This window comes from Nocardiopsis sp. NPDC006198, assembly GCF_040613895.1.
Taxonomy (GTDB): domain Bacteria; phylum Actinomycetota; class Actinomycetes; order Streptosporangiales; family Streptosporangiaceae; genus Nocardiopsis; species Nocardiopsis tropica.
In genome coordinates this window covers 40,332-59,334 of the sequence record NZ_JBEXSY010000010.1, presented here as the reverse complement: position 1 = coordinate 59,334, position 19,003 = coordinate 40,332, and the positions used below count along the sequence as shown (strand labels likewise).

Annotated in this window: 17 protein-coding genes; 1 reads left to right on the top strand and 16 read right to left on the bottom strand. The window is 73.0% G+C overall.

What is annotated here, in order from left to right; translation table 11 throughout:
• Positions 1-7 precede the first annotated feature (7 nt).
• The 11 genes from pdxS to ABZ234_RS09655 form a co-directional block, all read right to left on the bottom strand.
• Positions 8-919 (bottom strand): pyridoxal 5'-phosphate synthase lyase subunit PdxS, encoded by a 912-nt coding sequence (pdxS, locus tag ABZ234_RS09705; protein ID WP_355011706.1) that lies wholly within the window; start codon positions 917-919, stop codon positions 8-10.
• A 186-nt stretch (positions 920-1,105) separates the two neighbouring features.
• Positions 1,106-1,639 carry a hypothetical protein gene (locus ABZ234_RS09700; protein WP_355011705.1) on the bottom strand — a complete coding sequence of 178 codons (534 nt, stop codon included), beginning with the start codon at positions 1,637-1,639 and terminating at the stop codon, positions 1,106-1,108.
• Positions 1,640-1,700: 61 nt separating this feature from the next.
• Positions 1,701-2,894 (bottom strand): glycosyltransferase family 4 protein, encoded by a 1,194-nt coding sequence (locus tag ABZ234_RS09695; protein ID WP_267945890.1) that lies wholly within the window; start codon positions 2,892-2,894, stop codon positions 1,701-1,703.
• A gap of 7 nt (positions 2,895-2,901) precedes the next feature.
• The gene (locus ABZ234_RS09690; RefSeq protein ID WP_355011704.1) at positions 2,902-3,852 is read right to left on the bottom strand and encodes a phosphatidylinositol mannoside acyltransferase; all 951 of its coding nucleotides are present in this window, start codon (positions 3,850-3,852) and stop codon (positions 2,902-2,904) included.
• Between the two features lie 21 nt (positions 3,853-3,873).
• A complete protein-coding gene (gene pgsA / locus ABZ234_RS09685) occupies positions 3,874-4,524 on the bottom strand; it encodes a phosphatidylinositol phosphate synthase (protein WP_355011745.1) in 651 nt (216 codons plus the stop codon).
• 181 nt (positions 4,525-4,705) lie between these two features.
• Positions 4,706-5,278, bottom strand: coding sequence for an HIT domain-containing protein (locus ABZ234_RS09680; protein ID WP_344176275.1), 573 nt, complete (start codon positions 5,276-5,278; stop codon positions 4,706-4,708).
• Between the two features lie 195 nt (positions 5,279-5,473).
• A complete protein-coding gene (locus tag ABZ234_RS09675) occupies positions 5,474-7,213 on the bottom strand; it encodes a DUF885 domain-containing protein (RefSeq protein WP_355011703.1) in 1,740 nt (579 codons plus the stop codon).
• A gap of 100 nt (positions 7,214-7,313) precedes the next feature.
• Complete coding sequence (locus ABZ234_RS09670; RefSeq protein WP_017565656.1) at positions 7,314-7,907, bottom strand: ATP/GTP-binding protein; 594 nt, start codon at positions 7,905-7,907, stop codon at positions 7,314-7,316.
• 34 nt (positions 7,908-7,941) lie between these two features.
• Positions 7,942-8,349 (bottom strand): DUF742 domain-containing protein, encoded by a 408-nt coding sequence (locus ABZ234_RS09665; RefSeq protein ID WP_267945894.1) that lies wholly within the window; start codon positions 8,347-8,349, stop codon positions 7,942-7,944.
• Between the two features lie 107 nt (positions 8,350-8,456).
• Positions 8,457-8,858, bottom strand: a complete 402-nt coding sequence (locus ABZ234_RS09660; RefSeq protein WP_014909276.1) for a roadblock/LC7 domain-containing protein — start codon at positions 8,856-8,858, stop codon at positions 8,457-8,459.
• Positions 8,859-9,090: 232 nt separating this feature from the next.
• Positions 9,091-12,354, bottom strand: a complete 3,264-nt coding sequence (locus ABZ234_RS09655; protein WP_355011744.1) for a nitrate- and nitrite sensing domain-containing protein — start codon at positions 12,352-12,354, stop codon at positions 9,091-9,093.
• A gap of 798 nt (positions 12,355-13,152) precedes the next feature.
• Here ABZ234_RS09655 and ABZ234_RS09650 point away from each other — a divergent pair.
• A complete protein-coding gene (locus ABZ234_RS09650) occupies positions 13,153-14,235 on the top strand; it encodes a M15 family metallopeptidase (RefSeq protein WP_355011702.1) in 1,083 nt (360 codons plus the stop codon).
• 24 nt (positions 14,236-14,259) lie between these two features.
• Here ABZ234_RS09650 and ABZ234_RS09645 read toward each other — a convergent pair whose 3' ends face one another.
• From ABZ234_RS09645 to ABZ234_RS09625, 5 genes are all read right to left on the bottom strand, one after another.
• Positions 14,260-14,934 carry a hypothetical protein gene (locus ABZ234_RS09645; RefSeq protein WP_267945896.1) on the bottom strand — a complete coding sequence of 225 codons (675 nt, stop codon included), beginning with the start codon at positions 14,932-14,934 and terminating at the stop codon, positions 14,260-14,262.
• A gap of 35 nt (positions 14,935-14,969) precedes the next feature.
• Positions 14,970-15,194, bottom strand: coding sequence for a hypothetical protein (locus tag ABZ234_RS09640; RefSeq protein WP_267945897.1), 225 nt, complete (start codon positions 15,192-15,194; stop codon positions 14,970-14,972).
• Between the two features lie 121 nt (positions 15,195-15,315).
• Positions 15,316-16,350, bottom strand: coding sequence for a LacI family DNA-binding transcriptional regulator (locus ABZ234_RS09635; RefSeq protein WP_355011701.1), 1,035 nt, complete (start codon positions 16,348-16,350; stop codon positions 15,316-15,318).
• 178 nt (positions 16,351-16,528) lie between these two features.
• Positions 16,529-17,929, bottom strand: a complete 1,401-nt coding sequence (locus ABZ234_RS09630; protein ID WP_355011700.1) for a GH1 family beta-glucosidase — start codon at positions 17,927-17,929, stop codon at positions 16,529-16,531.
• Between the two features lie 158 nt (positions 17,930-18,087).
• On the bottom strand, positions 18,088-18,957 hold the full coding sequence (locus ABZ234_RS09625; protein ID WP_344176270.1) for a MetQ/NlpA family ABC transporter substrate-binding protein: 870 nt from the start codon (positions 18,955-18,957) through the stop codon (positions 18,088-18,090).
• Positions 18,958-19,003 lie beyond the last annotated feature (46 nt).

Below are 19,003 nucleotides of genomic sequence, written 5' to 3'. Positions count from 1 at the left end.
CCCGGGTCTACCAGCCGCGTCCGGCGTAGCGCTGGGCGTCGGAGAGCTCGTCGAGGTTGATGCCGACCATGGCCTCGCCCAGTCCGCGGGAGACGCGGGCGATCACGGCGGGGTCCTCGTAGTGCAGGGTCGCCTGCACGATGGCGTCGGCGCGCCGGGCCGGGTCGCCGGACTTGAAGATGCCCGAACCCACGAACACGCTCTCCGCCCCGAGCTGGCGCATGAGTGCGGCGTCGGCCGGGGTGGCCACGCCGCCCGCGGAGAACAGCGGAACGGGGAGCCTGCCCAGGCCGGCGACCTCCTTGACGATCTCGAACGGGGCGCGCAGCTCCTTGGCGGCGCCGAAGAGCTCGGCCTCGTCCAGGGTGCCCAGGCGCTTGATCTCGGAGCGGATGGACCGCATGTGCCGGGTCGCCTCGACCACGTTGCCGGTCCCGGCCTCCCCCTTGGAGCGGATCATGGCCGCGCCCTCGGCGATGCGGCGCAGCGCCTCGCCGAGGTTGGTCGCCCCGCACACGAAGGGGACGGTGAACGCCCACTTGTCGATGTGGTAGGCCTCGTCGGCGGGGGTGAGCACCTCGGACTCGTCGACGAAGTCGACGCCGAGGGACTCCAGGACCTGTGCCTCGACGAAGTGCCCGATGCGGACCTTGGCCATGACCGGGATGGAGACTGCGGCGGTGATGCCGTCGATCATGTCCGGGTCGGACATGCGGGCGACGCCGCCGTCCTTGCGGATGTCGGCGGGGACGCGCTCCAGGGCCATGACCGCGACGGCGCCGGCGTCCTCGGCGATCTTGGCCTGCTCGGGCGTGACGACGTCCATGATGACGCCGTTCTTGAGCTGCTCGGCCATGCCTCGCTTGACGCGCTGGGTACCGACCACTGCCTCGGTGCTGTTCGATGCGTTGTTGGCCACGGTTGTGGACTCCCGTTCGTCGAGTTGCCGCTGGGGGCCTGCGGTCGCCGGGCAGCGGGGGCGGCGGCCGCGCGGTGGCACGCGGGCACCGTCGGTGCCGCGCACCCCGGGTCGACCAGCCCCCCATCCTAGTTCCACCCCCTTTCGGGGGCTTTGGCCAGATCGGTGGTTTCCCGGACCGGGGTTCTACAGGGTGTCGGGACGGGCGGCCGGGGGCGCGGTCCGGGGTGGACGGTCGTCGATCTCGAAGTAGTCCGGCAGGGGCGCGGTGCCCGCCAGGCGGAACACGCGGACGATCCTGGAGCGGCGCGCCCGGCGGGTGTCGGAGACGGCGTCGTTGTAGAAGGTGCGGGCGATGTGGACGCCCTTGGCCGCCGCCTCCACCTCGGCCCGCACGGGGGGCGCCGACGCCGCGCCCCCGGACCCCGCTTCCTCGACGACGTCCCGCAGGACCCGGGAGAGCCTGCTCTCCGCGAGGTCGAGGCGCCGCTCCCCCGCCTCGCCGGCCGCCGCGACCGCCTCCTCCAGCGCACGGGCCCCCGCCCGCGGAACGCACCCGGCCCCCGCCAGGGCGAGCACGGCGGACCGGCGGCGCGCCAGCGCGCCCTCCAGCCCCGCGCGGGCCACGTCGACCCGGTGGTGCAGGCGGTGCAGGCGCGTGGCCCTCCAGGACAGGTAGAACCCGAACAGCGCCAGGGCCAGGACCGCCCAGGCGACCACGGCGGCGAAGAGGACGTCCTCGATCAGGGCCGCTCACCCCGATCCGCGGTTCCGGTCCCGCTCACACCGACCCCCTCCGCAGCAGAGCCGTGGCGCGGGGCCCGGTGTCCAGGCGCACCCCCGGGCGGCGCCCGTCACCGGTCCCCTGCCCCGCGAGCACCGTCTCGTACACGTGGACGACGTCGGCGGCGACGGTCTCCCAGTCGTAGGCGCGCACCGCCCTGCGGGCGGCCGCCGAGAGGGCGCGGCGCCGTTCCGGGTCGTCCAGGAGCGCTCCCGCCCGCTCCGCCAGGTCGGCGGGGTCGCCCGCGGAGAACAGGTCTCCGGCGTCGCCCCCCTCCAGCACCGCGGAGAAGGCGGGGATGTCGCTGGCGACGATCGCCGCCCCCGACGCCATCGCCTCGGTCAGGACGATGCCGAAGCTCTCCCCTCCCAGGTTGGGGGCGCAGAAGACGTCGGCGGAGCGGTACGCGCGCGCCTTGTCGGCGTCGTCCAGGCGGCCGAGCGGTACGACGCGCTCCCGGAGCCCTGCGGGGACGCCGGCCAGCGCGGCCTCCCGGTCCCCGGGACCCGCGACCAGCAGTCGCAGGCCCGGGCGCGCGGGAGCCATCAGGGCGAAGGCGTCCAGCAGCACGGCCAGGCCCTTGCGCGGTTCGTCCAGCCTGCCGAGGAAGCCGAGGGAGCCGCCCTCCCCGGGCCAGCCCGGCAGGGGGTCGGCGTGCTCGAAGGCCCGCACGGCGACCCCGTTGGGGATGAGCACGGCGTCCCCGCCGACGTGCTCCACCAGGGTCCGCCGGGCGGCCTCGGACACGGCGATGCGTCCGTTGATCTTCTCCGTCGCCGAGCGCAGGGCCCGGGAGCTCGCGGCCATCGCCCGCGAGCGGGGGTTGGACGTGTGGAACGTGGCGACCAGGGGGCCGTCCGCAGCCCAGCACGCCAGCAGGGAGACGCTGGGCGCCGAGGGCTCGTGGACGTGCAGCACGTCGAAACCGCCCTCGGAGATCCAGCGGCGGACCCGTGTCGCCGTGCGCGGACCGAAGCTGAGCCTGGCCACAGACCCGTTGTAGGGGACCGGGACCGGCCGCCCCGCGGGGACGAGGTGGTCGGGGAGCACGGCCGTCCCGGCGTCGCCCACCGGGGCGAGCACCGACACCTCGTGCCCCATGCCGGTCAGGGCCTCGGCGAGGTCCCCGACATGCTGCTGCACCCCGCCCGGGACGTCCCAGGCGTAGGGGCAGACCAGGCCGATCCGCATGTGCGCCTCACTCGTCCCGGCGCCCGGGGGGACGGAGGTCGGCGGCCCCGGCCCCCGGGCGCCGCAGTCGGTCCTGCTCGTGGTCGAGGCTGAACACCGGCTGAAGCATGTGCCAGTCCTCGGGGTGCTCGGCGATGGCGCCCTCGAAGACCCGGGCCAGCTCCTGCGCGGTGGCCTGGATCCGCGCGGAGCGCGTGGGCCCCTCCGCGACGGGGATCTCGTCGTGGACGCGGATGTTCCAGTACGGGCCGTCGTACCAGAGCGAGACCGGCATGAGTGCGGCCCCGGTGTTGAGGGCGAGCGCGGCGGGCCCCGAGGGCACGCGGGCGCGCTCCCCGAAGAAGTCCACCTCCAGGCCCGTGCCGTGGATGTCGCGGTCGGCGAGCAGGCAGACCAGCCCGCCGTCGCGCAGCCGGCGCGCCAGGGTCGCGACCGTGTTGCCTCCGCCGGTCAGCGGCAGCACCTCCATCCCCAGGGACTCGCGGTAGGCCGTGAACCGCTCGAACAGGCTCTCCGGGCTCAGCCGCTGGGCGACGGTGGTCAGGGGGGTGCCCCGGAGGGTGATCCAGGCCCCGGCGTGGTCCCAGTTGCCCATGTGGGGAAGTGCGGCGACCACGCCCCGGCCCGACCCGATGTGCTTCTCCAGGACCTCGATGCCGGTGGCCCGGGTGCGGCCGAGGATGTACCGCTCGTCCATCGCCGGCAGCCGGAACATCTCGTAGTAGTAGCGCATGTAGGAGCGCATGCCCGCCCGGGACAGCGCGCGCAGCCGGGCGTCGGTGGCCCCGGGGCCGAGCAGGCGGCGCAGGTTGCGCTCCAGGCCGCGCGTCCCGCCGTCGTGGGCGCGCCAGGAGCGGTCGGCCAGGTGCCGGAAGACGGCCCGGCCCGCCCCCTCGGGGGCGCGTCGGACCAGCTCCCAGCCCGCGGAGTAGGCCAGATCGGCCCAGCGTTCGTCCACGTCGTGCTCCCCGTCCTTTCCTCAGGCCCCGCCGACGGTGTCGTCGGTGCCCTCCGCCGTGCCGTCCGTGCTCCGGGTGACGTCGACGTAGGAGGGGTCGTTGAGGCGGGCCCTGGTCTCGACCAGGCGCTGGAGGACCGTGAGCAGGCTCATCCCGGCGAGCAGCCACAGGCCGCCGGCCAGGACGTAGGGCACGCCGAGCTCGCTGAGCCCCACGGCCACCAGGATGATCACCAGGCGTTCGGTGCGCTCGGCGACGCCGACGTCGCAGTTGACGCCCAGTCCCTCGGCCCGCGCCTTGATGTAGGACACCATGAAGCCGCTGATCAGGCAGAAGAGTGTCAGTCCGGCGAGCAGCGGGTCGTCACCGTCGCCGATGAACCACCAGAGCAGCCCGGCGAGGATGGAGGCGTCGGCCACGCGGTCGAGGGTGGAGTCGAGGAAGGCCCCGAACGCGCTGCCGCTGTCGTTGGCGCGCGCCACCGCGCCGTCGAGCATGTCGAAGAGCGCGAACACGGTGATGACGACCGAGCCCGCGTACAGCTGGCCGCGGGGGTAGAAGTAGAGCGCGCTGATGACGACGCCGGTGGCGCCGATGATGGTCACGAGGTTCGGTGTGAGGCCGATCCGGGCGAGGCTCCGTCCGAGCGGAGCGGTGACCCGGGAGGTGATGGGGCGAAGGATTCTCAGCATGGCTTCTTGTGATCGTAGGGCGGGAACGGCCCCGGGGGTGGGAACCGCGTCCGGTGGGGGTGGCGCGCCACCGGACCGCCCGGTGCCGGGCCGGGGGCGGCGCCGCGGCCGTGCGTTGTCGCGGCCCTGGGGCCGCCGCGCGGTCGGTGCTCGGGGCTGTCTAGTCGCGGGGCCAGTGGTCGGCCAGCTTCTCCCGGGTCTGCTCCAGCATCTCGGGCAGCACCTTGGTGTGGCCGACGACGGGCATGAAGTTGGCGTCGCCGCCCCAGCGCGGAACGATGTGCTGGTGCAGGTGGGCGGCGATGCCCGCGCCCGCCGCGGTGCCGAGGTTCATGCCGACGTTGAAGCCCTGCGGCCGGTAGGCCGCGGTGAGGGCGCGGATGCCGGCGCGGGTGAGCGCGGCGACGTCCGCGGTCTCGTCCTCGTCCAGGCCGGTGTACTCCGAGACGTGGCGGTAGGGGCACACCATCAGGTGGCCGCTGTTGTACGGGTAGAGGTTGAGGACCGCGTAGGCGCTCTTGCCGCGGGCGACCACGAGTCCTTCGGGGTCCGTGAGCGCCGGGGCGCGGCAGAAGGGGCAGCCGTCCTCGGGGCGGGAGCCGGTGGGCTTGCCCTCGCCCTTGATGTAGGCCATCCGGTGCGGGGTCCACAGGCGGTCCCAGCCGTCGGGGGAACCGGTTCCCGCTCCGGGGGCGTCCCGCTGGTCGTCCCGCCCGTCCTCGGCACCGTTCATGGGTCGTCCGTTTCCGTCGCCTGACCGTACTCTCCGCGTCCCCAGCATAGGAGGGCCCGCGCGCGGGCGTGCCGCCGTGCCGCGGGGCGGCGGCCTCCCCTGGAGGCGCCCCGGCCCGCCCGGTTCGCGGCCCCGGTCGCGTTCCCGGACCGGCGGGAGGGGCCGTGTCCTGCCCGTCCTCCCCGGCCCGGGCCCCTACAGCCCGAGCAGCGTGCGCAGGTGGCGCGGGGGCGGGGAGCCGTGGGCGAGCATCGCGTCGTGCCGCTCGCGCTCGCTGAGCGAGGGGCGCGCGGCGGCGAGGTCCCGGGCGATGTCGGACACCTCCGCGTAGCCCACGTAGTAGGTGGACAGCTGCGCGCTGGTGAGCTGGGCCCGGCGCCACTTGCCCACCGCCTCGCCCTCCTCCTGGTGGCCTCGCCGCGTCAGCAGGGAGATCGCCTCGGCCTCGGCCAGGTCGCCCGTGTGCAGGCGCACGTCCAGGATCGCGTTGAGGATCATCCGCAGGCGCATCTTGAGCTGCACCAGGCGCAGGGCCAGGTTCTCCCGGGGGTCCTCGGCCCAGCCGTGCCGGGCGAGGAGCTCCTCCGCGTAGACCGCCCACCCCTCGATGAAGGTGCCGCTCCACAGGACGTTGCCGACCCGGGTGCCGCCGGTGTGGCGCGCCGCGTGGGCGAGCTGGAGCGCGTGGCCCGGCACCGCCTCGTGGACCATGAGGTTGCGCAGCATGCTCGCGTTGTACTCGCGGAAGAACGACGCCCGGCGCTCGGCCGGCCAGTCGGCGGGCGGCGGGGCGACCGCCACCAGCGTCGGCCGCTCCAGGACCGCGGGGTCCAGCGGGGTGGGGACGACCGCGCCGAAGGCGTCCCTGGAGGGGGGCGCGGGGAGGCGGGCGGGCGGGTCGCAGTAGGCCACGGCCACGCCCCTGCGCGACTCGGGCATCGGGATGATCCGGACGGGGTCGTCGTACACCGTCACCAGGTCGAGCCCGCGCACACGCCCGTCGAGGTGCATGAGCGCGTCGGCGCAGGCCGGGCGCACGGTGTCGGCGTCCGTGGCGTTCTCCGCGGCGAGCGCCGCGAGCACGTCCGCCACCTGGCCCTCGCGGCGCGGCCGGCCCTCGTACTCGGCGGCAGCCTCGGCGATCGCCTCCTCCGTGGCCAGCAGGTCGCTCTCGGCACGCACCAGGAGCGCGTCGGGCGACAGCTCGGAGTCGAGCGTGTACCAGAGCTGGGCGGCGAAGTCCCGGGCGCCCAGCCGCGGGTCCGCGGTGGCCCCCTCCATCCGGCCGCGGAGCCAGTCCGCGTACTCCTCCACCGCTGCCAGGGCTGCCAGGCGCTCCGCCTCGAGCCGGGAGGGCGCCGACGGCTCCTGTGCGGCCAGCGCGGGCACGCCCGAGGCCAGCATGGCCCTGGCCCCGTCGAGCTGCGCCAGGGCCGTCTCGACGTGCACACGGGGCATGCCCGGTCCCTCGGACAGGCGGGCGCGCGCGGTGGCGAGGTAGTCGGGCAGCGCGGCGCAGCGCGAGGCCAGGGCTGCCAGGCGCTCGGGAAGGGGGAGGGTGTCGCGCTCCAGGAGGGCGTAGAGGGCCTCTCCCGGCGAGTACAGGAGCGGGTCCCACGTGCGGGGCCGCAGCTCGGTGGTGTGCCACAGGTCCGCGCTGATCCTCGACCGCAGGACCTCCAGGTCGACCAGGTCGCCCGCAGGGACGAGGTCGCCGTCGATCTCGTCCAGGGAGCCGAGGGCGTCGGTGAGCACCGCGACGCGGTGCGCGTCGGCCTGCGCCGACAGGTCGGAGAGGCGGGCCGCGCCCCGGGGGTCGCCCAGGTCGAGCGCCCACTCGGGGGCGTCGTCGAGAAGGAAGTCGAGCACCCGCTCGGCCACCTCGCGGAACCGCCGTGTCATCGCCTCTGCGCCGGGCTGGGAGGAAGAGCTCATCCCGCCATGATGCCAGCACGGACGCCCGGTTCCCGCGTCGCGGGAACCGGGCCGTGCTCTGTGCGGGACCCCGGCCCGGGTTGGCCCAGAAGCCTGCGGGCTAACGCCAGGAGTTCTGACCACCCGTGGAAGTGGGCTGTCCTGCGGCGCCCTCGGGGTCCCCCACCGTGATGGCGTGCTCGACGAGGGTGATGAGCGTCGACTTGGTGGAGGCCTTGTCACGGGCGTCCACCTGGACGATGGGGATCTCCGGGCTGAGCGTCAGAGCGTCCCGGACCTCGTCCGCGGCGTGGGGGTAGTAGCCGTCGAAGCCGTTGATCCCCACGATGAACGGCAGGCGCGCCTCCTCGAAGTAGTCGATCGCCGGGAAGCAGTCCGCCAGGCGGCGGGTGTCCACCAGCACGACGGCGCCGATCGCACCCTTGACCAGGTCGTCCCACATGAACCAGAACCGGTGCTGTCCGGGTGTGCCGAACAGGTACAGGATCAGGTCGGAGTCGAGGGAGACGCGGCCGAAGTCCATCGCCACGGTGGTGGTCTGCTTGTCCGGCGTCTTGGCGAGGTCGTCCACCCCGACGCTGGCGCTGGTCATGACCGCCTCGGTGGTCAGCGGCACGATCTCGGAGACGGAGCCAACGAATGTCGTCTTCCCGACACCGAAGCCCCCGGCGACGACGATCTTGACCGACGTCATCGCGTTCCCCCCAGCACCGCCTTCCTCGGCTGGGCTAGAGCTTGCGAAGTCCACTGAGCACCCTTTCAAGCAGGTTGGTGTTGGGACGGGCTTCGTTGTTGAGCGAGGACCTGATCTGGACCAGTCCCTGCTCGGACATGTCCGCCACAAGCACCCGCGCCACGCCGAGCGGCATCCGCAGCAGCGCGGAGATCTCCGCCACGGAACGCCATTCCCGGCACAGGTCGCTGATCGCCTGCCATTCGGGCGTCAGCGTCCCAGACTCGTTACGGGCCGCGGCGGTCGCCGAGATCAGAGCTTCCAGGGGAAGCTGCGACTTCGGCTTGGTGCGTCCCTTGGTGACCGCGTAGGGGCGGACCAGAGAACTGGGCGCGCTCCCCGCCGCGGGTCGTTGTTCGTACTGTTGTTGGATTGGTCGAGGAACATCTCCGCCGCCCGGCACGGCCGGCGTCCCCCCGGTGGGGGGTCCGCCCGGCTGTTGTCCGAACCACGAGGCGCTCCCGGCATCTCTACTGTGAGGTGCCACCACTTCCTCCTGTCGGTGGTGGATCAGTGGATTCCCGAGGTGCGCGCCGTTGGTGTCAGCGCCCGCCCCGCCCGCTCGACGAGCAGGGTCATCTCGTACGCGACCAGGCCGAGGTCGCTCTCCGCCGCCGCCAGGACCGCGAGGCAGGAGCCGTCGCTGATGGCCATGATGAGCATCAGCCCCCGCTCCATCTCCACCACGGTCTGGGCGACCGCCCCACCTTCGAACACCCGGGCCGCGCCCTGCGTCAGGCTCGACAGACCGGAGGCGATCGCCGCCAGCTGGTCGGCCCTGTCAGCCGGGAACCCCGCCGACGAGGCCAACGGAAGGCCGTCTGAGGAGACGACGATCGCGTGGGCGACGTCAGGGACCCGGTCGGCAAAGTCAGTGATCAACCAGTTGAGTTCATTCACCTGTCGACTCATCTGATCTCCTGTCCAATTCGCCGGCTTGGTCTCTCGGCACTGCTACCGCCGGCACGGCATGTGACAGCACTGCCTCTAGGAACTGCCCGGCCCCTCCCGTGGGGGTGGCCGGGAGTCTGGTGTTCTGCTCTGGTCAAGCCGTGGGTGCGGCGCGTCCGAGAAGCTCGGTAGATGCTATTGCATCCGGCTTCCCCGAATAAGGGGGACCCCGTCCCACCAGGTTGCACTGGGGTCACTCCTCCGTACCTTCGCCGAGCTGGTTCCGGCCGTCGCGGACACCCTTCTGGAAACCAGAGAAGCGGTTTCGGACACGGTCCGCACTACGAGTGGGCATCTGCTTGAAGTTCTCCGGCTTGGGGGCTGTTCCTGGGACAAGGTTTGCCTTGGGAACCCGTTTTGGCAAGCCCGACGTGGTGAGGCCGCCCGCGAGCGGCTCGGCTGCGGTGCGCGCGGCCTTCCAGCCGCGGTCGGCCGCGGAGTTCCACTCCTGCTCGGAACGGGTGTCCTGGCCGTTCGCCGCGGGCTGGGGGCGCTGGGCCGACCGGGTCGGCTGCGCCCGGCGGTCCTGGTTCGGGTCGACCTGCTGGATCGGACCGGTCTCGGTCGTGTCCACGGTGGGCCCGCCTGTGCGGCGCTTGAACCAGTTGGACTCGATCGCGTCGAAGATCGGCAGCGAGTCGTTGTCCTCGCCCGACGGGCTCGGCGGCACGACGGTGTTGTTCGGCCCCTGGGTCCCTCCGTAGCGGCGGGAGAGGTAGGCGGTGGAGCCGTAGCCCTCGCGCGTGTCGCCGCCGCCCGAGCGCCAGTTCCCGGTCTCGTTGGACGAGGGGGCCTGGGGCTGCTGGGTTCCGGCGTTCCAGTCGGAGGCGACGGCCGGGAAGGTCTCGGTGTCGTCCCCTCGCGCCGGGGCCGCGGGGCGCTCGTGGGCCCCCGCGTCGCGGCCCGCGCCCTCGTCCCTGCCGAAGACGCTCCGTTCGGACTGTCCGCCGCCCTGCGACGCCGACCCGGTGTTGCCGAAGGCGTCGTAGGAGTCGGCGGCCCCGGCCGGGCGCCGGAAGGCGCTGGTGTCGGTGACGGGACGGCGGAAGGACCCGGTGTCGGCGGGACGGCCGAACGCTCCGGTGTCGGAGGAGCGGTCGGCGGACCCGTTGTCGCGGAAGGGCGAGTCGCTCCCCGCGTCGGAGCGGGGGGCCGGGTCGAAGAGGCTGCGTCCACCGGTCTCCGGCTTCGGGCCCCGGTCGTCGTCCTCGGGCGTGTCGTAGGGGTCCACGACCGGTCGGCCGTTGGCGCCGGCGTCCGCCCCGGTGGTCCCGGAGCCCTTCGCGGTGCCCCAGACGTCGGAGCCGCTGCTCTGCCAGAGGTCCTGGCCGCTGGGCGGGTGCTCGTCGGAGCGGACGGTGCCGGGCTGGCGCTTGGGCAGTCCGCCGAAGTCGCCCGCGCCGGAGTCGGCCCCCTGGGTCTGCCAGGGGTCGCCGGGCTCGCTCGCCGCCGGGCTGGAGGCGAAGGCCGCCTGGGCGTCGGCGAAGGTGTCCGGCGCCCCGGACGTGAGCTCGGGCCGGCTGTCGGCCACGCCCAGGGCGTGCTGCCCCTCGACGGGGGTGATCAGCAGGTCCGGCGGGAAGGTGACGTGGGCGGTGGTACCGCCGCCGTGCGCCTCCTCGAGCCGGAGCTTGACGCCGTGGCGGTGGGCCAGGCGGGAGACCACGAACAGGCCCATGCGGCGCGAGACGGCGACGTCGATGACCGGCGGGGCGGCCAGGCGGGCGTTGATCGCCGCCAGGTCCTCCGGGGCCATGCCGATGCCGCTGTCGGTGACGTCGACCTGCACGCCGCCGTTGTCGAGGGTCTTGGCGCTGACCAGGACCTCGGTGTCGTGCGGGGAGAACGAGGTGGCGTTCTCCACCAGCTCGGCGACGAGGTGGATGACGTCGTTGACCGGGCGGCCGAGCACCGAGATGTGGGAGGGGGCGCGCACGTTGACGCGCTCGTACTGCTCGACCTCGGAGACCGCGCCGCGCAGGACGTCGACCAGCGGGACGGGCTGGGCCCACTTGCGGGTGTTGTCCTGACCGGAGAGGACCAGCAGGTTCTCGTTGTTGCGACGCATGCGCGTGGCGAGGTGGTCCAGCTGGAACAGGTCGGAGAGCCGGTCGGAGTCCTGCTCGGACTGCTCCAGGCCGTCGATCAGGCGCAGCTGCCGCTCCACCAGGGTCTGGCTCCGGCGGGACAGGTTGACGAACATCGCGTTGACGTTGCTGCGCAGGGCCGCCTCGTCGGAGGCCAGGGTCAGGGCCACGCGGTGGACGTCGTCGAAGGCGCGGGCGACCTCGCCGATCTCGTCGTTGCTCTCGACCTCGATCGGGGTGACCTTGACCGCCTCGGGGACCGAGCCGGCCTCCTGCATCCGGTTGATCGCGTCGGGCAGGTCGCGCTCGGCGACCCGGCGGGCGCCGTCCTCCAGGGTGCGCAGCGGGCGCACCAGGGAGCGGACCACCAGGGAGGTGAGGACGAAGACGGCGAGAAGCACCAGGGCGACGACGAGGAGGTCGGTGAGGGCGCGCATCATGGCGCCGGCCCGCAGGTCGTTGGCCTCGGCGGCGATGCCCTCGGCGATCTCCTCCTCGACCGTCTGGAGGCGCTCCAGCGCGACGTCGGCGATGTCCTTGTACGCGTCGGGGCCGTCGTTGGCGGTCACACCGGTCAGCGGGTCGTCGCGCTCGGCGCGGTACATGACGCGCATGCGCATGGTGGAGACCTGGCTGACCTCCAGGCCGGTGAAGTGCTCGTCGAAGACGGCGCGCTGCTCGGTGGAGGCGGCCTGGACGAAGTTCGAGATCTCGTTCTCGTAGCGGGCGCGGCTGGAGTCGATGGCCTCGGAGATGCCGCCGGTCATCGAGTCGCGGGCCAGCGAGTGGCTCATCAGCGCCGTCTCGTACGAGAGCTGGTCGCGCGCGTTGGAGAGCGCGGTGAGCGTCCGGACGCTCTCACGCAGGGCGGTGTCGCCGGTGTCGTCCGCGATCGTCTGGTTGAACTCGGTCAGCGCGCGGGAGACGGTGCGGTACTTGGTGACGACGGGGAGGACCGTGATGCGGGTCTCGTCGACCTCGGTGCGCAGGGCGTCCAGGGTCGCGATCTGGCTCCGCATGCCGGTGAGCCGGTTGTTGGCGAGGGAGCCCTCGACCTCGCCGATGTCGTCGAGCCGGGCCGTGAGGCTCTGCTGGAGGTCGCGGGTCGCGTTGCGCTGGTCCTCCATCTCCTGCCGGAGGTCGTCCGACCGCCGCGCGGGGTCGGCGTTGTCGGAGATGTACACCGCGCTCGCGGTGCGCTCGCGGCCCAGCTGGTTGGCCAGCTGCACGATGAGGACGCCGATCTCGGCGCGGTCCTCGATGTGCGCGTGGGTGACGGTGGAGACCGCTGCCTCGTAGACCCTCAGTCCGCCGAGCGCGAGCGCCACGGCGGTGGGGATGACGATGAGGGCCACCAGCCGGGAGCGCACCCGCCAGTTGCGTGGCTGCCACCGTTTGGCTCTGCGCTGGGGCGCGGCGTCGGCGTTTTCGGCCTGCGCCGCCGCGCTCTGAGCGCTGGCCCCGTCTTTTGTCGCTCGTGTCGACACGGACCCTCGCAACCTTTCGTGTCACCGCCTCGAGCGGTTGGTTGGACCCCAGGGGCCGACCACTCCGGCCGAAGACTCTTCGGGGAAAAACGGTGGGGACCACGTGGGCCACCGAACCAGGAGCGGTGGGGAATGTGGGGAGATGTGAAGACTGTCCGCCGGACTCGCCTGGGAGGAGAGGCTGCGCGCACCCAAAAGCTTCAGGAGGTGCGCGTGCGGTGGATAGCGTACCAATGCGTGCGAAGGTATCGCTTCCGCCGTTTGACGGCGATGGACAAGATCATCTTCGTCCGCCTAGCAGCATAATGCCCTCAATGTCGGCATTATGGCTAATCCCCCAGGTCAGACATAGCGACCGAAACCCACTCGGGTGGCCAGGTAACTTTTTGGACACACCACCAGCTTCCCCATCAAGACTCCCCCGACATGACATCGTGACAAGACGTAGACGCAGGTCCTGAGGAGGAAGCGGAGATGCGTGCATCGCCTTGCCCCGGTGCGGCTACCGTGCGCAGCGGAACGCATTCGGACGGTCCGGTCCCAGGAAGGGAAGCCGCCTCCCGGAACCGGTCCATTTCGGTCACCGCCGCACTTCCGCTGGGTCTCCTGGCCCTTCTCGCCCTGTCCGCGACCCCGGGGGCCGCGGCCGACGACACGACCGGGGCGGCCACCCTCGGGGACGTGCGCGTCGAGCTGGCCGAACTGCGCGCGGGCACAGAGGTCCTACGACAGGAGGCCCTCGGCAAGATCGAGCGCTACGCGGAGGAGAGCGAGCGCCTGGAGGAGTTGGCCGAACGGAGCGCCGAGGCGGCCGAGCGCGCGGACGCCGCCGGCGAGCGCGGCGAGGAGGCCAGGATCGCCGCCGCCCGCCAGGCGGCGGCCGTCTACATGGGCGCCGACGTGGGACCGGTGCACGCGTGGGGCGGGTCCGAGGGCCCCTCGGGCATGCTCGAACGCGGAGCCCTCCTGCACGTGCTGGGGGAGCACAGGGCCGCCGAGCTGGACCGCGCAGGGGCTGCGCGGGTCGTGGCCGAGACCGTCGACGGCCTGGCCGAGACCGCCGAGCGGGAGCAGGCGGAGGCGGTGGAGGCAGCGGCGGCGGCCCGCGAGGAGGCCGTGGAGGCCGTCACGGCCCAGGAGGAGCGGACCGCATGGCTCCTGGAGGAGCAGACCCGCCTGGAGGCCCGGCTCGCGGAGGTCGGCGACGCGGGGGGCAGGGAGCGGCGCCGTGAGGAGACCCTGCGCAACGCGCGCGCGGCGTTGTCATCCACCGATGGAGACAACGGTGAACGGAACAATGTCGGCGATGACAGAAACGGCCGGGAAGCGCGGCAATCGCCCTCCGCGGACGCGGGGTGCGCGCGGGGGGAGGCCGCGGCCCATGCCAACGGCCGCATGCCGGAGTCGGTGCTGTGCCCCCTCCCCCAGCCCGGCGAACGGCTGCGGGCCGACGCCGCCGAGGCCTTCATAGAGCTCGACGGCGCCTACCGCGAGGCGTTCGGCCGCCCCATGTGCGTGACCGACTCCTACCGCCCCTACCACGAGCAGGTGAGCCTGTTCCACGAGATGGTGCCCGGCATGGCCGCGCGCCCGGGCACCAGCCGGCACGGGCTGGGTGTGGCCGTGGACCTGTGCGGGGGCGTGCACGAGGCGGGGTCCCCCGAACACGAGTGGATGCTGGCCCATGCCCCCGGGTACGGCTGGGACAACCCGCCCTGGGCGCGCGGCGGGTTCGAGCCCTGGCACTGGGAGTTCACGCCCTGACGGCGGTCCCGGCCCCGGCTCCGCTCAGACCTGGGAGCCGACCCGGACCTCGAAGGTCCCCAGGACGCCCGCGTCCACGAACAGTTCGTCGTCCTCGTCCAGGCGCGGGGTGGAGACGGGCAGGAGGACGCGCATCCGGCCCGCTCCGGAGGGGCCCGACACCAGCCAGGCGTCGGCCGGGTCCGCGATCCCCCGGCCGACCTCCCTGTCGTCCACCGAGGCGCTCAGCTCCAGCGGCGCCCCCGGCACCTCGTCGGCGGTGGTCAGGACGGGCCCCAGGCTCAGCTGCACCGCGGCCCCGCCCTCGTCCAGCCACAGGCAGGCGGGTGTGTAGGCGCTCGCCGGACCGTCGCCGCCGGCGACGGCCGCCACGCCCACCAGCGCCGTCCGCGCGGCGGGCGGGACCGCGTCGTCCGAGCCCTGTACGAGCTCCGGGTGGATCTCCCACACCTCGCCGCCGACCAGGGCGGGCACCAGGGCCGTGGGGGTCACCGGCGCGCACATGCGCGCCTCCGGTTCGACGATGATCTCGACCGGCGCGGCGGCGGCCCGCCCGCCGGCCGCGGCCAGGGCGTCGCCGCCCGCCGCGAGCAGGTCCGCCAGGCCGCCGGGGTCGGGACTGCCCAGCACGTCCCCGTCCTCCAGCACCCCGACGCGCTCGCCCCCGCCACTCGGCGAGAGATAGGTCACCCAGCGCATGCGCTTCTCCTTTTCCACGCGGGAGCGGAAGCGCCTCAGAGGACAGCGGTCGGGCTGTGCTCCTTGCCCGTCCCGGCGCACCCCCGGCACGGCTCGTCGACCCTGAGCCAGACGATCACACCGCTCCCGTCCCGGTGCGGCCGCTCGGGCCGCCACCATCCCGTTCCGGAACAGAACCGGCACTCGACGCCGTCCTGGTCGCACCACCCGCACGACGAAATCGCGCACCGGGTGTGTGTCGGTCCCCGCATCGGCTCCATGCGCTCCCACCGTCTCCAGCGAAATCGCGACCAGCCTTGCACAGCGGTGGTACGGGAGTCCAGCCGGGCCGGGGGCGAACCGCCGGGTCAGAGGCGCTTCGCGGGGCGTCTCGGCGCGGGGTCAGCCGGACTCGCGCACCACCAGGTGGGTGTCGAGGGTGACCGTCTCGGCCTCGACCGTGCGGGGGATCGCCACGTCGACGAGCAGTCGCGCCATCTCCCGGCCCATCTGGACCGTGGGCTGGTGGATGGTGCTGAGCGGCGGGTCGCTGTGCTGGGCCATGACCGTGTCGTCGTAGCCCACCAGGGCCACGTCGTCGGGCACCCGCAGCCCGCGCTCGCGCAGCACGCGCATGCCGCCGATGGCCATCATGTCGGAGCCCGCGAACACGGCGTCCGGCGCCGGACCGGTGTCCAGGAGGCGCGCCATGGCCTCGGCTCCCCCCTCCACGCTGAAGTCCCCGCGGACCACGAGGCTCTCGTCCACCTCGATCCCGGCCGAGGCCATGACGTCGCGGTAGCCGCGAAGGCGCTCCTGGCCGGCGTTCATGTCCAGCGATCCGGTGATGGTGGCCACCCTGCGGTGACCGCGGTCCAGCAGGTACCGGGTGGCCGCGCGGGCGCCGCCGTAGTTGTCGATGTCCACGCAGTACGGGGCGGGCTGGTCCGGGGAGTGGGGGCGGCCGCCGTGCACGACCGGCACGCCCGCCTCGGCCAGGCGCGTGGAGAGCGGGTCGTCGCGGTGCTGGGACACCAGGAGCGCCCCGTCCACGTGGAACCCGCTGAGGTAGTCGCCCACGCGCTTGTGCTCGGCCTCGGTACGGGCCGTGGTCAGCATCAGCTGGAGGTCGCGCTCGTGCAGGACCGAGCTGACGCCGCGGATGATGTCGGCGAAGAAGGGGTCCGCGAACAACCGGTCGCGCGGTTCGGAGACGACCAGCGCGATCGTGTCCGTGCGCCTGGTGACCAGGGTGCGCGCGGCCTGGTTCGGACTGTAGCCCAGTTCGGCGATCGCGTTGTGCACGGCCTCCCGGGTGTGCGGACTCACCTGGGCGGAGCCGTTGATCACCCGGGAGACGGTACCGCGGCCGACCCCGGCACGCTCCGCCACCATCTCCAGGGTCGGACGCTGCCGACCGCCACCGCTCTTGGCCACTTCGAGGCTCCCTCTGGGGTTCGTGTTCCGCCGCCCCGGGGCGGGCCCCGGGGCGGCGGTGTGTTCGACGGACGCTCTCATGGTGTCGTCCCGCCGGGAACGACGGTGTGGGGCGCCCCGGAGGACGCCCCACTGCCGTCCGCGGCCCACCGGGCCGCCGGCGCCTGTACGCCCGCGCCTACCGCTCGGGGAACCGGCCCGTCCCAGCAAGTGTGGCGTACCAGAGCCCGCTGTCCTTGACGGTCCTGCGCTGGGTCTCGTAGTCGACGTGCACGATCCCGAACCGGCGGGAGTATCCCCACGCCCACTCGAAGTTGTCCAGGAGCGACCATGCGAAGTACCCGCGCAGGGGGATCCCGGCGCGGACGGCCTCTCCGGCGGCCCTCAGGTGGCCCTCGTAGTAGTCGGTGCGCTCGGTGTCGTGGACCCGCCCGTCCTCGGTCACGGTGTCCTCGAAGGCGCAGCCGTTCTCGGTGACGTAGAGGTCGATGCCGCCGCTCTCGCCGGCCAGGCGCTGGAGCACGTCGTACAGCCCGGTGGGGTCGATCTCCCATCCCATGTGGGTGACGGGGAGCCCCTGGGAGACGTGCACCTCCTCCGGGTCCGAGGCCAGCCAGGCGTTCCCGCCCTCGCCGCTGACCAGTTCGGGGTCCAGCCCCTTGGCGGAGGCGGCGACGAACTCCGGCGAGTAGTAGTTCACACCGAGGAAGTCCAGCGGCGCGGAGATGGTCTCCAGGTCTCCGTCGGCGACGAAGGAGAAGTCGCTGATCTCGGCGAGGTCCTCCAGGACGTCCGCCGGGTAGCGCCCCTTGAAGAGCGGGTCGGTGAAGATCCGGTTGCGCACCCCGTCCGCGCGGCGCGCGGCGCGGGCGTCGGCCGCGGTGGGGCCGTGGGGTCGGATGACCGCCTGGTTGTGGGCCAGCCCGACCTTGGCCGGGTGCCCCGTGGAGCGGATGGCCTCCACCGCCAGGCCGTGGCCGAGCAGCAGGTGGTGGGTGGCGGCCACGGCCTGGGCCGCGTCCTTGTGGCCGGGCGCGTGGTGGCCGTTGTGGTAGCCGAGGAAGGCCGAGCACCAGGGCTCGTTGATGGTCATCCAGTGGCCGACGCGGTCGCCGAGGGCCTCGGCGACGACCTGGGCGTAGTCGCGGAAGCGGTAGGCGGTGTCGCGGGCGGGCCAGCCCCCGGCGTCCTCCAGCGGCTGGGGCAGGTCCCAGTGGTACAGGGTCGCCCAGGGCTGGACCCCGGCCTCCAGGAGGGAGTCGACGAGGCGGTCGTAGAAGTCGATCCCGGCCTGGTTGACGGCGCCGGAGCCCTCGGGGACGATCCGCGGCCACGCCACGGAGAAGCGGTACGCCCCGAGGTTCATCTCCTTCATGAGCGCGACGTCTTCGGCGTAGCGGTGGTAGTGGTCGTCGGCGGGGTCACCGGTGTCGCCGCCCAGGACCTTGCCGGGTGTCTCGGCGAAGGTGTCCCAGATGCTGCGGCCCCGGCCGTCCTCGGTGGTGGCGCCTTCGATCTGGAACGAGGCGGTCGCCGCCCCCCAGAGGAAGCCCTCGGGGAAATCGTTGCGGTTGCTCACTTCTTCGGTACGCACCTTCCGTGACGAGGGGACATCGTTGTGGGAGCGCTCCCATAAAACAAACAGAGTAGTACCCCGATGTCAATCGACCGGATGCAGGCCGAAACCCAACCGTTACGCGGGGGCGCCTGCGCCGCGCGCGGGCGCCCCCGGGGGGCTCAGTCCTCGGAGGCCCCGCCGCCGACGGGGAGCACGATGCCCTCCCAGCGCTCCTCCATGAACCGGCGCACCTCGTCGCTGTGCAGCAGCTCGTCGAGCCTGACCACGTCCTCGGCGTCGGCGTCCTCGGACCGCACGACCAGGCCGTTGGCGTACTGGTTGTCCTCGGTGCCCTCCCAGGCGAGGGCGTTGGCCGTCGCGGGCAGGTCCGCCTCCAGGGCGTAGTTGCCGTTCACGACGGCCGCGTCCAGGTCCTGGAGCGAGCGCGGCAGCTGGGCGGCCTCCACCGGCGTGACGGTGAGGTCGAGGGGGTTCTCCTCGATGTCGTCGACCGAGGGGGCGCTTCCGCCGGTGTCGGCGAGCGTGATCACGTCCTCGGCGGCCAGGAGCTCCAGGGCGCGCCCCATGTTCGAGGTGTCGTTGGGGACGCCCACCTCTCCGCCCTCGGGCAGGTCGGCCAGGTCCGTGAGCTCCTGCGAGTAGACGCCGAACGCCTCCAGGTGCACGTCCGACACGTAGCTCAGGTCCGCGTCGGGGTTGCCCTCCAGGTACTCGTCCAGGAAGGGCGCCGTCTGGTAGTAGTTCACGTCCAGCTCGCCCTCCGACAGGGCGGCGTTGGGCTGGTTGTAGTCGGTGTACACCACCACGTCCAGGTTCAGGCCCGCGTCCGCCGCCAGGTTCTCGTCGACGAACTCCAGGATCTCCGCGTGCGGCATCGGCGTGGCGCCGATCCTCAGCGTCGTCAGCCCCTCGGCGTCCGTGCCCTCCTGGGCCCGCTCGCTGGGGCTGCCGCAGGCCGCCAGCACGGCCGCGGCCAACCCCGCGGCGGCGGCCCCCCGCGCCACTCGTGCCCTCGTGCTCCCGGTCATCGCTGTCTCCTTCCTCGTCGGTCAGAAAAATCGGGGGGTCGGGGGG

What these genes read in the sequence shown, in the direction of transcription:
- ABZ234_RS09645 (WP_267945896.1), bottom strand. Translation starts at nt 14,934, where the DNA reads ATGCGCTGGGTGACCTATCTCTCGCCGAGTGGCGGGGGCGAGCGCGTC.
- ABZ234_RS09625 (WP_344176270.1), bottom strand. Translation starts at nt 18,957, where the DNA reads ATGACCGGGAGCACGAGGGCACGAGTGGCGCGGGGGGCCGCCGCCGCG.
- ABZ234_RS09680 (WP_344176275.1), bottom strand. Translation starts at nt 5,278, where the DNA reads ATGAACGGTGCCGAGGACGGGCGGGACGACCAGCGGGACGCCCCCGGA.
- ABZ234_RS09675 (WP_355011703.1), bottom strand. Translation starts at nt 7,213, where the DNA reads ATGAGCTCTTCCTCCCAGCCCGGCGCAGAGGCGATGACACGGCGGTTC.
- ABZ234_RS09670 (WP_017565656.1), bottom strand. Translation starts at nt 7,907, where the DNA reads ATGACGTCGGTCAAGATCGTCGTCGCCGGGGGCTTCGGTGTCGGGAAG.
- ABZ234_RS09640 (WP_267945897.1), bottom strand. Translation starts at nt 15,194, where the DNA reads ATGGAGCCGATGCGGGGACCGACACACACCCGGTGCGCGATTTCGTCG.
- ABZ234_RS09695 (WP_267945890.1), bottom strand. Translation starts at nt 2,894, where the DNA reads ATGCGGATCGGCCTGGTCTGCCCCTACGCCTGGGACGTCCCGGGCGGG.
- ABZ234_RS09660 (WP_014909276.1), bottom strand. Translation starts at nt 8,858, where the DNA reads ATGAGTCGACAGGTGAATGAACTCAACTGGTTGATCACTGACTTTGCC.